This is a genomic window from Streptomyces canus 299MFChir4.1 (assembly GCF_000383615.1).
GTDB classification, from domain to species: Bacteria; Actinomycetota; Actinomycetes; order Streptomycetales; family Streptomycetaceae; genus Streptomyces; species Streptomyces canus_C.
Genome location: NZ_KB911612.1, coordinates 1 through 13,614, shown reverse-complemented (window position 1 = coordinate 13,614; position 13,614 = coordinate 1). Strand labels below are relative to the sequence as shown.

General features: G+C 70.0%; 10 protein-coding genes. 3 read left to right on the top strand and 7 right to left on the bottom strand.

The features are described from left to right. Positions 1 to 77: 77 nt before the first annotated feature. Positions 78 to 1,892 (bottom strand): serine/threonine-protein kinase, encoded by a 1,815-nt coding sequence (locus H293_RS0138425; RefSeq protein WP_020123107.1) that lies wholly within the window; start codon positions 1,890 to 1,892, stop codon positions 78 to 80. Positions 1,893 to 2,141: 249 nt separating this feature from the next. Between H293_RS0138425 and H293_RS0138420 the strand changes: the two genes are divergently transcribed. Beyond that, the gene (locus H293_RS0138420) at positions 2,142 to 3,287 is read left to right on the top strand and encodes an FHA domain-containing protein (RefSeq protein WP_028808556.1); all 1,146 of its coding nucleotides are present in this window, start codon (positions 2,142 to 2,144) and stop codon (positions 3,285 to 3,287) included. A gap of 131 nt (positions 3,288 to 3,418) precedes the next feature. Here the strand turns inward: H293_RS0138420 and H293_RS0138415 are convergent, their stop codons facing one another. The 4 genes from H293_RS0138415 to H293_RS0138400 form a co-directional block, all read right to left on the bottom strand. After that, positions 3,419 to 3,619 carry a hypothetical protein gene (locus tag H293_RS0138415; RefSeq protein WP_020123105.1) on the bottom strand — a complete coding sequence of 67 codons (201 nt, stop codon included), beginning with the start codon at positions 3,617 to 3,619 and terminating at the stop codon, positions 3,419 to 3,421. A 398-nt stretch (positions 3,620 to 4,017) separates the two neighbouring features. Then, positions 4,018 to 5,070 (bottom strand): ArsR/SmtB family transcription factor, encoded by a 1,053-nt coding sequence (locus H293_RS0138410; RefSeq protein WP_020123104.1) that lies wholly within the window; start codon positions 5,068 to 5,070, stop codon positions 4,018 to 4,020. An 18-nt stretch (positions 5,071 to 5,088) separates the two neighbouring features. Then, positions 5,089 to 6,270: a M20 family metallopeptidase gene (locus H293_RS0138405; RefSeq protein WP_028808555.1), complete on the bottom strand. Its 1,182-nt coding sequence runs from the start codon at positions 6,268 to 6,270 to the stop codon at positions 5,089 to 5,091. A gap of 954 nt (positions 6,271 to 7,224) precedes the next feature. After that, entirely contained in the window at positions 7,225 to 7,488 is a 264-nt protein-coding gene (locus H293_RS0138400; protein WP_020123102.1) for a helix-turn-helix transcriptional regulator, read from the bottom strand. Between the two features lie 620 nt (positions 7,489 to 8,108). Here H293_RS0138400 and H293_RS60600 point away from each other — a divergent pair. Then, complete coding sequence (locus H293_RS60600) at positions 8,109 to 8,693, top strand: hypothetical protein (protein ID WP_020123101.1); 585 nt, start codon at positions 8,109 to 8,111, stop codon at positions 8,691 to 8,693. A gap of 634 nt (positions 8,694 to 9,327) precedes the next feature. After that, a complete protein-coding gene (locus tag H293_RS50845) occupies positions 9,328 to 12,417 on the top strand; it encodes an AAA domain-containing protein (protein ID WP_020123100.1) in 3,090 nt (1,029 codons plus the stop codon). A gap of 45 nt (positions 12,418 to 12,462) precedes the next feature. Here the strand turns inward: H293_RS50845 and H293_RS0138385 are convergent, their stop codons facing one another. After that, on the bottom strand, positions 12,463 to 12,996 hold the full coding sequence (locus H293_RS0138385) for a CbrC family protein (RefSeq protein ID WP_020123099.1): 534 nt from the start codon (positions 12,994 to 12,996) through the stop codon (positions 12,463 to 12,465). A 108-nt stretch (positions 12,997 to 13,104) separates the two neighbouring features. Continuing rightward, the coding region (locus H293_RS0138380; RefSeq protein WP_028808554.1) for an IS256 family transposase at positions 13,105 to 13,614 on the bottom strand (510 nt) is incomplete at its 5' end.

Below are 13,614 nucleotides of genomic sequence, written 5' to 3'. Positions count from 1 at the left end.
ACTCAAAATGCAAGCAGGCCGGACGAGGTGGTACGACGGAACACGGATTCCTTCCGCTTCGTTCCGCGACGGCCGGGTCAGGGCGCCTTCCAGAGGGTCAGTTCGGTGACGTAGTCGCGTGCCTTGAAGCCAGCGTCGTCCGTCTGGACGATGACGTCCTTGATGCTGAGCATCGCCAGGTTGTCCTCGCCGGTGACGGTGCACAGCACCGTGCCCGGGGTCAGATGGTCGCCCTGGGCGTCGTCGGCGAGCTCGGAGGCCAGTGCGTCGGTCGCCGCGCCCTCGGCGCACTCCTCGGGGGTGGTGCCCGCGCTCTTTCCCGCGGTCGTCAGGAAGCGCAGGGTGTACCGGCCGCCGAACTCCTCGTACTGCAGCTCGGCTCCCGTCGTCGTGCTGGAGGCGTTGGTGTCGATCTTCGGTGCGTCCAGGTCGACGTTGGTGTACGAGCTGCGGCCGTCGGTGAACTGGGCGCGCAGGGTGAGCGGCTTGTCCTTGAAGATTTCCGTGTAGTCGTTCGGCGTCGCGTCCGCGGTGGGAGGGGCGCCGGTGCTCGGTGCGTCGGTGCTCGGCGTGGTGGTGGCGGGGGTCTGGGATCCGGCGGTCGCCGAGGAGGCTGGTTGTCCACCCCTGCCCTGGGCGTCGGTGTCCGTGTCGTCGCCTCGGGTGAAGACCCAGGCGCCTGTCGCGACCACCACCAGGGCCAGCGCGGCCGCGCCGACCGTCAGCGGGGTCCGGCTCCGGGTCGGCGCCAGTGCTGTCGGCGGGCCGGAGGGGCGCGGTGCTCCCTGGGGGGGCCGGGCGGGGGATCCGGTCGGCGGCGCCGGCTGTGCCGGGTCGTGGGGCGGCTGCTCGCCGGGCCGGGAAGCATGGGTGGGTGTGTATCCGCCGGACGCCACGGCATCCGGCGGTGCGGTGTCGGCTGCCGCCGCGGCGCCGGGAGGCACGGTCGCGGCTCCCGCCGCGGGACTCGGAGGCACGGTGTCAGCTCCCGCCACATCTCCGGAGTCCGGTACGGGCTCCGTCTCGGCCTGCTGCCGGGCGAGTTGCTCCCGGCGGGCGATGTCCGCGGCGATGGGCGCGGGCAGCCAGCCGGTGAAGTCCCGTAGCGGCCGCCCGCCCAACTCCTGGCAGAGTTCGGCCAGTTCGGAGGGGGTTGGGCGGGTGGACGGGTCGGCGGCCAGCGTGCGTTCCAGGACGGCACGCAGCGGCTCGGGATACACTGTCAGGTCCGGCGGGCGGAACTCCGTGTTGGCGATCTTGGTGGCCAGGGTGATGGCTCCGGCGTCGCCGTAGGGGTGGCGGCCGGTCGAGGCCACGGCGGCGATCAGGCCGAGCGAGAAGACGTCGGTCGCCGGGGTGAGGTCCTGTCCGCCCGCGTGTTCCGGCGACATGAACTGGGGCGTGCCGATGAGCCCGCCGCTGCGGGTGAGCTGGGTGGCGTCGGCGGCCCGGGCGATGCCGAAGTCGATGATCCAGGGACCTTCGGAGCCGATGAGGATGTTGCTCGGCTTCATGTCGCGGTGGATCACGCCGGCCTTGTGCACGGCGTGCAGCGCCTCCGCCGCGCAGCCGGTCAGCTGCAGCACCGTGGGCAGCGGGAGCGTCCCGTACCCGGTGAGGATCTGGTCCAGGGCGAGGCCGGGGACGTAGGCGGTGGCCAGCCAGGGCTGTGGGCCGGTGGTGTCGTGGTCGACGACGGGGACGATGTGGTAGCCCTGCACCCGGCGGGCGGCGGTCGCCTCCTGCTCGAAGCGGCGGCGGAACTCCTCGTCCTGGGCGTACTCCCGGCGGATCACCTTCAGGGCGACCGGCTGGTTGCCGCGCGTACGGGAGAGGTAGACGGATCCCATGCCGCCCTCGCCGATCCGGGCGAGCAGGTGGTAACCGGCCACTTCTCGCGGGTCGTCGGGGCCCAGCGGGCTCAACTGGCCACCGGTTCCAGCACTGTTCAAGGTTTCAACCTTCCCGTCACTGGCGTGATCGTAGCGGTGCTGCCCCGCTAGTGGTAGGCATCCGTGGAGATCAAGGAAAACTGGCGAAGATCATGGAGAATCGCGGGAGTTGGTGGGATTCGTCCTGATGGCGGAGTGCCGGCGGGCGGCCGTACAGTGACACCCCTGCCGTCGGACAGCAAGGCGTCCATGGAACATCATCTGGCCGCGTCGGCGGAGCGGGCCGACTATCTCGTGGAGCTCTCCAACGTCGTACGCGACATCTCCATCGGCCCACGCGGCCCGCGCTCCCTGCGCCGCCTCGGGCTGGTCCTGCGAGCTCTGATGGAGCTCACCGGGGACCCCGATGTCTCCGTCTATCTGGTCGCCGACACCAGCCTGCTGGGCGGGCACCGGGAGTTCGGCGATCAGGCCGAGGTCCGGCGGCTGCGCGGCTGGGTGGCCGACGGGCTGGTCGAGGAGGTCGACGACGCCGACGAGCGTGTCCTCGAACTGACCCGTATGACCGCGACCCCGGTCATCACCGGTGACCAGTACGTCGACCACCGCGTCGAACACCCGTGGATCCAGGGCAACACCTGGCAGTTCCTCAGACCCGAGCCGCGCCCCGACGGGTCCGTCGCCCTCGTGGCGATGGACATGGGCGTGCGCTCGGCGGCCGAGATCTCCCGCAAGATGGAACTGTCCGCGCTGAAGAAGCAGGGTCTCCTCGGCCCTTCCCGGACCCCGCTGACCGATGTGATCATGCGGGCCTGGCGCTGCCCGGAACTGCGCTGTTCCCTCTACGACATCCGCCGCGGCGGCCGGATCCTGCTGCCCCGCATGCGGCGCGGCGTGCCTACCTGCGAGCTCCACGGCTCGCCCCTGGAGGACGACGGCCCGCGCCTGGGCACCACCCAGCTCAAGGCTGTCATCGACGGTGCCTGCGTAGCCCGGTACACCCTCGACGAGGGTTCCGAAGCGCACGTCGGCCGACTGCCGGGTCCGGCGGGCATCGCCCTGCACAGCCTGCTGGCCCCGCCGGTCGCCCAGCAGGTCAGCCGCAGGCATGTGGCCGTCTCCGCCCGCAACGGAACGGTCCTGATCCGTGACATCAGCACCTACGGCACCCGGATGCGCCACGTCGGCAAGCGCGGCGGCTTCGGCACCTGGGAGAAACTGCCCCCGCAGACCGACCGGCCCTTCCGCCCCGGCGACGAGGTCGAACTCGCACCCGGCGTCGTCCTCACCCGCAGCGGCCGGCGCTTCCCCGCCGAACTCGCCGACGCCTGGCGGACGGAAGCCGCCCAGACCCCCGTGTCCCCCAGCGCGGCAGCGCCCACTCGCCGGGCCTGACCACCCGGGCAGCGGCTCGGCGCCGAACCGTCCGGAGAGTCCTGCGCCGCCCCGAGGGACGCCAGGGAGGGAGGGCCGCGATCGCGACTGCCGTTCCCATCGGTCTGCTTCATTTGCCGAGCCGGCAGTCGTCATGCCATCGCGCCGAGCGGAGGCAAGCGGGTTCGCGCCGCCTCGGGGACGAGCAGGTGGGCCCGCTCCACATCCACCCCGGCAAGCTCCACCCGCACTCCGGGGATGTCCCGGTGGGCGGGCCGCGGTGCGAGGAGTGCGGTGAGGGCCCGGCGCAGGCCGTCCTCGTCGCCCGCGGGGTGAACCCGGTCCAGCTCCAAGGGCCTCGGTATCCCGGCCGAGGACGCGCCGCACGTCCCACACATCGCCGGCGCGGCGGGCCCGTACCACCGCGACCGGGTCGACGACGGTGCAGCGGAAGGTGACCCCATCGGGGAAGTTCAACGTCCTTCCCGATGTCGCCAGGAACCAGCGGAAGGTCACCTCCACACCGGGACGGACGTCGACCACGGTCACGGCCGTCACCTGTCCGGGGTCGGCCGCTGTGTCGGTCCCGTACTCCCCGCCGCTCTCGTGCACGAGGATCCGGCCGGTCCCGGCGACCAGCGGACCGCGCCGCTCGCGCCACGCGCTCCACCTCGGCCGAGATCGCAGCTCACGGTGCCGGACGATCGGGTAACGGCTTCTCATGAGGCCGTGCCTCCCTTCGAGGTGTGGGTCAGTACTGCAGGGCCGTGGCCACGTCCCGCCCGATGCGCTCGACGGCGGCGAGGTCGAGGCCGTAGTGGACGTAGCGGCCGTTGCGTTCCACACGGACCAGCCCCAGGTCGCGCAGGGCGCGCAGATGGCGCGAGACCTGCGGGCGGGTCATCGACAGCCGGTCCGCCAGGTCGGCGGTGGTCATCGCCTGACGGGCGATGAGCCGGCACAGGCGCACCCGGCGCGGGTCGGTGAGCGCCAGCATGCGGCTGCGGGCCAGCGTGACGCCGATCTTTGGGGCGTCGACGGGGAAGTGCACGACCGGCGGCAGCCCCGGCTCGTCCTTCACGAGCAGGTGCGGGGCGCCGTACCGGGTGGGGATCAGCAGGAGCGGCGTACGGGCCGGGTTGATCACCACGTGGTGCACCTTGTCGAGGACGACCCGGGCGGGGTTGTCCAGGCGGACGCTCGACGGGCTGAGCGAGAGCAGCGCCGCCGTGGGCCCCTCGTCCGCAAGTCGTTGGCGCATCAGGTGCGCGGCTCCGGACAGGGCGGGCTCCGTCTCGGCCCACAGCTCGCCGAAGTAGACGCGGCGGCACAGGTCGAGGAAGCCGAGGATGTCGGCGCGCAGGGCCTCGGAGTCGTGCAGCAGGTCCTCGGCGAGGGCCGAGTGCGGCTCCGGCAGCGCGGACGCGGCCTGGCGAAGCATCCGTGCCTGAGCCGGGTCGTGGAGCACCCGGTCGAAGTCGAAGCCGCGGTAGCGGTAGCCGCTGGCACAGGTGTACGCGGTGAACTCGGCGAACCGGTCCGGGGGCAGGACGGCCAAGGGCGCGTCCAGGCCCGGATAGAAGCCCCGCCAGCGCAGTGCCTTCCACAGCGGGGCGAACCTCCGCAGCCCGGCGCGGAATGCGGGCGGCGCGGCAACGGTGGTCTGCTCGGCCCAGTCGGCGTGCTCGGCGTGGTGGGTGTACTCCGTCAGCACGTGCAGGCTCGCGGCCAGCTCCGCGAGCGGGGGCACAGCGACCGTGAAGCGGTCGGGGCCGGCCCCTTCCAGGACGATCACGACCGACATGAGCGGGAGTGTACGGGCTCACATCACTGCCTCCTCGAACTCGGCCTGCGCGGCCGCCAACACGGCTGGTTCCGTGAGCAGTTCGGTGACGACCTCGGCCAGCCCCGTGGCCGCGACCTGGGTGCGGTCGTGTGCGAGGGGCGTCGCCGCGGCCTCGCGCATCGCGTCGGAGTGGGCGGGCGTACCGGCGTCGGTGATCTGGACGTACGGGTGGATGACCGGCATCAGCTGCGAGAGGTTGCCGATGTCGGAGGAGCCGGCGGGGCTGTCGGGGTCATACGGCCCGATGTCCGCGCCGAGCGCGCGCACCGCCTCCCCGAACCGCTCGGCGAGTACGGCGTTGTTGCGCCGCTCCGCGTACAGCGGCCCGGTCTCGGACACCTCCGCCTCCGTCCCGGTGGCAAGCGCGGCCCCCGCCGCCGCGGCACGCACCCGCTCCACCAGCGCTTCGGCCGACGCGGCCGTACGGTCCCGTACGTACAGGTCCACGGCAGCCCGCGCGGGCACCACGTTCGGCGCCTGCCCGCCGTCCGAGACGATCCCGTGCAGCCGTGCGGTCGGCGGCACGAACTGCCGCATAGCGTCAACGGCGTTGAGGAAGAGCTGTGCGGCGGCCAGGGCGCTGCGTCCCTGCCACGGCGACACGGAGGCGTGCGCACTGACCCCGGTGAACGCGACGCGCAGGTGTGCCGCCGCGAGCCCGGGCCGGCCGGTCAGCCAGCGGTCCCCCGGGTGGAACATCACCGCCGCGTCCACCCCGGCGAAGACGCCCGCCTCGGCCAGCTTGACCTTGCCCGCCCCGCCCATCTCCTCGCCGGGCGTGCCGATGACCGCGACGGTTCCCGGGTGCGTGGGCAGGGCGCGTACGACGGCGATGGCGGCCGCCGCGCCCCCGGCCGCGATCAGGTTGTGTCCGCAGCCGTGACCGACGCCGGGCAGCGCGTCGTACTCCGCGAGGACGGCAACGTACGGCCCAGGCTCTGGCCCCTGGTGCAGCGCCACGAACGCGGTGTCGAGCCCACCCGCGCCCGACGTGACCGTGAACCCCGACTCCACGAGCCAGCCGGTCAGCACCTGCTGGGCATGGAACTCGGCGAACTTCAGCTCCGGCCGCGCGTGGATGGACCAGCTGACGGCCTCCATGCGGGGCCGCAGTGTTGCGAGTTCGCCGGAGAGCGTCTCCAAGAATGGCGATGACATGGGAACTCCCGTCGTACGAGGCGCGAAACGGTGCGATGTCGGGGCACGACGAGACTGCGGCCGTGCGGGCCGGGACGGCCACGGATTACCGCGGAACAGGCAATCCTCGCCGGACAGACGGGATTTGTCCGTACGGTCGGTGCATCGGCAGCCCCGTCCGCGCTGCCGGGGAGTCAGGTCAGCGTTGGCATCCACGTCAGCCGCCACAGACACCTGGATGTCCGGACGTGACCAACGGTCGATAAAAAACGTCGAGATAAGAGGACCACTTCGTGTCAGTGCGCGGTCGCCTTCTCACCGGCTTCGCAGCAGCCGTCGTACCCACCCCTCGTAACAGGAGCGCACCCCGTTGCCCCGTCGTCTTGCCATGACGGTCTGCCCCGGACAGCACACGGGCCCCAAAGCGCGGGCAGCCATGACATCCCCTGGGCCTGGCCGGGGTGTGGGGTTCAACGAGACCGCGACGCCCCACGCGCGCCGAACGGTCTCCGGCTGGCCCCTTCAGTTTCCTCGGCCTGGGCTGACTCCACCGGGTGTCCTGTTCGCTGCATGAGGCCGATTACCTCCCCTGCGCATATGCAGAAAACCTGTGTTGGCTGGAGTAGACATTGGGGGGTGGTGTGGCTATGGTTTCTCTCGTAGATCAGAGAGACAGCAGGGCCTGGCAGACACGAACTGCCGGTCAGCAGTGGTGCAGTTGCAGTGCAGGACGGTGCGGTGGTGGAGTTCCGGAGCCAGGGTTGCAGAACGGCTGACGGGGCTGACGACCGGACCGGGTGGCCCGCAGTGAGGGGCGGCCGTGAGCAGTACCGCAGTGGCGGTACCCGCAAGTGAAGTGCGCAGTACCCAGCAGTGAAGTCAGTGAGCGGTACCTCGGTGAAGGCGTCGGCTGCGGACGCGCGTACCGGGAGGTCGCCGGTTTGAGTGATCTGCGGCAGTCGCCCGGGCGGGCTGTCAGCCTCCGCTTGGCCCGGGCAGGTCGTGCCCGCGGCACAGCGTGGCGAAGAGCTCGTCGAACGGAGTACCCAGGGCGTGGGCAAGGGCGTGCCAGGTCTTCAGCGTGCCGACGGTGCGACCCTGCTCGATCTCGATGACGGTGCGTCTGGCCAGGCCGCTGCGGGCGGCAAGCTCGTCGTAGGTCCACCCGCGCGCGGCCCGCAGACGCGCGAGCTCCAACCGCAGCGCGTCGAGGTCCGGATCGGGCGGCAAGATCGTCACCCGTCCATCCGACGGTGCAGACCCCTGCCCTGTCAGTGCAGACCTCTGCCCTATTTTCCCAGGTGACGGCAGCCACGGGAGGGCAGAGGTCTGCACTACGGTGGCGGCCGCCCCCGCACCCCACAGGTGGGACCAGCGCGGAAACAACCGGAGGAACACGCGCCCATGAGGCTGCGCACAGCATGCCCGGTGACACCACGCGCCTGGACCGTGGAACTGCGCTCGCACGCCGGCGGCCTCGTTCTCGTCTGCCGGCACTGCCCGCACGCCATCACACCGATCACCGCGGTCTCCGCTCGTTCGGCTGCCCTGGCCCACCTCGCACGCCACGTACGCGGAGACCTGCGTCCCCCGCACCTGCGGATCTGCCAGTGCCACGAACGCGGCTGCCGCTGGCACCCCCGTCACCGCGGCTGCGCCGGTCCCATCCACCTCCTCCTCGCATGCGAACGCGGCGGACGGCTGTGGCGGCTCACCGACGCCTGCAGAGCCTGCGCCGCAGCAACAGCACGGGCCGCGTCGTTCCCGACACCGTCCTCGCCCAAGCGCCGCGGCACATGGCGACCGCTCGACGGTGCAGACGTCCCAAGGGGCCGGGGGAGCGGATCAGGGTCCGTGAAATGCTCAGCTACCTCGCCGCTGCCCTCCCGGAGGACACCTCCGCCGCCGCGCGCCTGCTGGCACTGCAGTGCGCACTGCGGATGAACACCCACATGCGAATTAGCCTGTCCAAGGGGGTGATGCGCAGCCTCCGTCTCGACGCAGCACCGGGGCCGTGGGCCGAGCTGGAGCATGCGCGATGGCTGCGCACAGCCCCTGGCCGCACAGCCGACGAGATCGCTGCCGAACTTCTCGACGTCACACTGCTCGGCCAGGCTCCGGCCCGCCCCGACCGAAGACGTGCCGCGGACTGGGCCCTGCGCGCCGGCTCTCCCTCAGCAGCACGGGCTATCGGACCGCTGCCCCGGCTGGCCAGCGTGTACCTTGCGGCGCACACGGATCCGGAATCCGGAATAGGCCAGGACGACTTCGATCAAATGGCGCGTGCCTGCGGTGCCCAGACCGCTGAACTGTCCAGCATGCTCGATCAGTTGGTGGCAAGCAGATCGCTGGCCTCATGGCGGGCATGCCCGGATACCGGAGACCTGCAGTGGACCTTGCAAGCTGCACGAGAATCCGCGTTGACCGTTGCAAGCGGGCAGTAGCCCGAGCGACCCGTGCAGGCGACCTTGGGGGATCTTGAACGGCTATAGCCGGGCGAGCCGGAACCATGAAGTGCCGATTCCCTCTTCCCCGCTAAAGTCTCGGCGCACAGGGCCGCTGGAACAGCGACCGACTCCGCGCACGTCCGCATGGCTGCCGCAGATTAAGCAGGCGACGCACAACAGGGGCGGGGAACCTCGCTTTCCGGGCGCTGCCAGTGCGCCGTGTCTGCTTCTTTCACGCCCCATGTGCGCTCCAACTCCCCCTGGCTGGAGGCCCCTTGGGGTCCGTACGTTGACCTGTTCGCCTCACGCGGGGCGGCTCCGGAGCGCATTGGGCCGGGTTCGGCAGCCGGTTGGTAAGGGGTGACACGTGGAAGCCATCGCGCGGCACGCTCGTCGGGAGAAAGTGGCCGCTGAGGCACAGCAGTGGGCCGATGCTCTGGTCGACTTCGGGCCCTACAACACGTTGTTGCACTTCAAGGACACCAAAACCGCGTCGCTGGATGTGACCGGCGCGAATGGGCAGGCCCTGACCTCGCTCCTGGCCGGACGCAAAACCCGCCTAGCCAGCCTGTTTCCTGGTGCTGCCGACCACGGTCCTGCCTGCACTCGGGCACGGAGCCTGCGGCACAGGATGGTGGAACTGGACGAAGAGCAGGGCATCGAGGCCGGGCGCCTGGCTCTTGGCCTGCTGCGCGTCGACCCGCCGCCCACGCGCGGCAGCACCCCTGTGTCGGCACTGCGCGCCCCGCTGCTGCTGCAGCCTCTGGTCATCCAGCCGCGCACCGCGTCCGAGAACGACTTCGTCCTCGAGACGGCCGGTGAGGCGGAGATCAATCCGGTGCTGCTGTACGCGCTAAGCCGTCAGTATGGCATGGACGGCGACATCGAAGTCCTCGCCGACAAGGTGGCCACCGCGCTGGAGGAATGCGTGGACCCGGCCGATCGCATCCCCGTCGCCTACGAGATTCTTGAGGCCGTTCTTGTCCGCAGCAACCTGACGGCCGAGCTGGAAGAACGCATGGTGGCGGGCGTCTTCAGTTTCGACCGGCTGCCCATGGTCCAGGACCTGCGTGGTGCCACCGACCTGCTGGCCGACCACCCGGTCATCGCCGCCCTGGCCGGCGACCGAGAAGCAAACCGTGCCCTGGCCGAGAACACAGGCGCGCGCACTCCAGCCGGCGCCGACGACATCCCGCCCCGCTCGGAGTACCTCGTTCTCGACGCGGACGCCTCCCAGCAAAAAGCCATCAGCGCCGCGCTGGCCGGCTCCCACCTGGTGATCGAAGGACCGCCGGGCACGGGCAAGAGCCAGACCATCGCCAACCTGATCGCCACCTTCGCGGCCCAGGGCAAACGCGTCCTGTTCGTCGCCGAGAAACGCGCCGCGATCGAAGCCGTCACCGACAGCCTCGCCACCGTGGACCTGGACGGACTGGTCTTCGACCTCCACGGCAACAAACTCAGCCGCCGTCAGATCGCCCAGCAACTCCACGACGCCCTGGAGCGCGCCGGCCAGCAGGCTCCGCCCCGCCCGGCCGACCTGCACACCGGCCTGGCTCATTATCGCGAGGAAACCCTCCGCCACATACAGGAGTTCCATCAACCGCTTACTCCTTGGCAGGTGAGCCCGCACCAGGCGATCACCCACCTGATGGGCTGCCCGTCATCCCACCACACCCGCTTGCGGCTGCGCGGCTCCGCATTGCGCCACCTCCACGGTGAGCACCATCGCCAGATAGAGCAGGATCTGCGGACCTTCGTCGCCAAGAAAGGACTGATCATCCGCCGCGGCGAATCCCCCTGGTCCCACACCCAGGCCCGCACCGAGGATGAACTGCGCGCCGTGGTGGCCGGCCTCGACCAGCTCACCGGCACAGCACTGAGCCACACCCGCCGCACCCTCGCCCACCTGGTCAACACCGCAGGCCTGCGTCCGGCCGACGACCTCCAGGGATGGCAGGTCCTGCTCACCCTGCTGCAGGACGTCACCGCGACACTGGCCCGCTTCGAAGCAGCCGTCTTCGCCCCCGGCCTGGACGATCTCATCGCCGCCACCGCGAGCCACGCATGGCGCAAGGAGTACAACCGGAACATCAGCTGGTGGAACCGCCGGAAACTGATCAAAAAGGCACGTGGCCTGACCAAGGACGGTCTGCGCGAACGCCCCGCGCTGCACGTCGCCCTCCTCCAGGCGGCCGACCAGCACGCCCGCTGGCAGGCGCTGTCCGTGACCGGCAATGCGACCCCCTGGACCGTCCCAGGCCTCAAGGGCGCCCTGGCCGCGTTCACGGATCTGCAGAGCCGTCTGGCCGCGATAGCCCTGTGCGTGCGCTGGGACGGCTGGCAAACCGCTCCCGTCGACGACGTAGACAAAACCATTCAACGCCTCGACGGCGACCGCGACACCCTGCTGCGCATGCCCGAACTCAACCAGCTCACCGACCGCCTCGAAGCGGCCCAACTCGGTGGCCTCCTCGACGAGCTGGCACACACGGACGTCGACCCCCACACGGCAGTGGCCATCTTCGACTACCTGTGGTCGTCGTCGGTGCTGGAGGAAGCGCACATGCGCTCCGCCTACCTGCGCTCCTTCACCCGCCTCGAACACGACCACGTCGTCGAGCAGTTCCGCTGCAACGACCTCATCCACCGCGACAGCAACCCCTCCCGTGTCCGCTACGAGGTCGCCGTCCGGCTCCGCAAGATCCGCGACGCCCACCCCGACCAGAACACCCTGGTGCGCACCCAAGCCCGCCGCAAGTCCCGACACCTCCCGCTGCGCAGGCTCGTCGAGAAGGCCCCTGACGTGCTTCTGGCCGCCAAGCCGTGCTGGGCCATGTCGCCCCTCGTCGTCAGCCGTGTCCTGCCGGCCACCCGCCTGTTCGACGTCGTCATCTTCGACGAGGCCAGCCAAGTCCTGCCGCACGACGCGATGACCTCCATCATGCGCGCACGGCAGGTCATCGTCGCCGGAGACCCCCACCAACTCCCGCCCACCACCTTCTTCCAACGCGTCCTCAGCGGCACACAAGAGGACACCGACGACGACCGCGACGACGCTGCGCCCCCGGCCGCCTACGAGTCACTGCTGGACCTGCTCTGCAGCCGCCTGCCCCACATCCACACCCTGAAATGGCACTACCGCAGCCGCGACGAACGCCTGATCGCCTTCTCCAACCACACCATCTACGACGACCGGCTCGTCACCTTCCCCGGCACCACCCTCACCAGCCCCATCCGCCTCGAGACCGTCGAAGGCCACGCCCAGCCCGGCCAGAGCGGCTCCCTGCCCGAGGAAGTCGAACGAGTCGTCGAACTCGCCCTCGACCACGCCACCCACGCCCCCCATCTCAGCCTCGGCGTCATCACCATGGGCCAGCGCCACGCCGACCGCATCAACCTCGCGCTGCGCCACGCCCTCCAAGACCACCCCGAACTCCAGGAGTTCTTCAGCCCCGACGCCGGAGCCCGGCGCCGCTTCTTCACCAAGAACCTCGAACAGGTCCAGGGCGACGAACGCGACGCCATCATTCTCAGCATCGGCTACGGCAAAGCCGCCAACGGCCGGCTCTCCATGTCCTTCGGCCCGCTCAACAACGACGGCGGAGAGCGCCGCCTGAACGTCGCCATCACCCGCGCCCGCCAGTCGATGACTGTCGTCAGTTCCTTCACCCACCACGACTTCGACCCCGGCAAACTCAAAAGGGTGCGGTTCTTTTGAAGGGATGCTCGGTTCGATCTCGCGGGCTGCCGAGCTCAGTGGCCGTTATGAGGCGTCGGCGTAGGCGAGGTGGGTGCCGCAGACGGTGCAGCGGAAGAGCATCGCGGTGGCAGCTTCGCCAAGGTGGGTGAGGAACTGCTCGAGTTGCGCTGCGTCGTGCCAGCCGCCGATGCGCAGGTCTTGCCTGAGCTGGTCGAGGGCCTCGGGGTGGGCTGCCAGCTCGCTGTAGCCGACCTCGCCGACGAAGGCGGCCGCGTCGTGGCAGTGGACGAGCCAGTGCGGATCCTGCCAGGCGTGGAAGCCGGGGGTGCGACGGGTGACCTCGTGCAGGATCTCCTCGCCGACGCCGTCGAGTCCGTAGGAGTCCATGAACTCGCCGGCGAACCGTTCGGCCGCACTGCCGTCTGCGATGCACCACGGGCAGAAGCGCCCGCTTACCTCTTGGGCGGTGTAGAAGGTCGCGGTGTAGATCCACCCCGTGGCGCGGTTGCAGCATGCGCAGGTCTCGGCGCTTTCGCGGATGGAGCCGCTGGCGAGCGGATCGGGGTGATAGCGGAAGGCGGGAAGTTCTGAGCTCACCGGTGCAGTCTGTTCGTAAGACACTCCCGCGATCAAGCGGTTAGGGCGAATCTCTGCTGGTCGGGCGGAGGGTCTGTAAAGCGAGCGGTGTAACTGGGTTTGGTGTGGCTAGAGTTGGCCTGCGGTGAGGCGGCCGTCGAAGGCCAGGTCGAAGGCGTTCATGGCGCCCTTCCAGCGCATGGTCCAGCGTTTGCGGCCGGCGTCGGTTGGGTCGAGGCTCATGAAGGCCATATAGACGCACTTGAGCGCGGCCTGCTCCGTGGGGAAGTGCCTGCGGGCACGGACGGCCTTGCGGATGCGGGCGTTGACGCTCTCGATGCTGTTGGTCGTGCACACAATGCCGCGTATTTCCGCGTCAAACTGAAGGAAAGGCGTGAACTCCGCCCAGCTGGACTCCCAGAGGCGGATGATCGCCGGGTATTTCTTGCCCCAGGTCTCGGCGAATTCCAGGAACCGTGTCGTGGCCGCGTCCTCGGTCGGCGCGGTGTAGACGGGCTTGAGCGCCTTCGCGATCTTGTCCCAGTCCTGTCGGGCCGCGTAACGGAACGAGGCCCGCAGAAGGTGCACTACACATGTTTGCACCACAGTTCGCGGCCAGACCTCACCGACCGCGTCCGG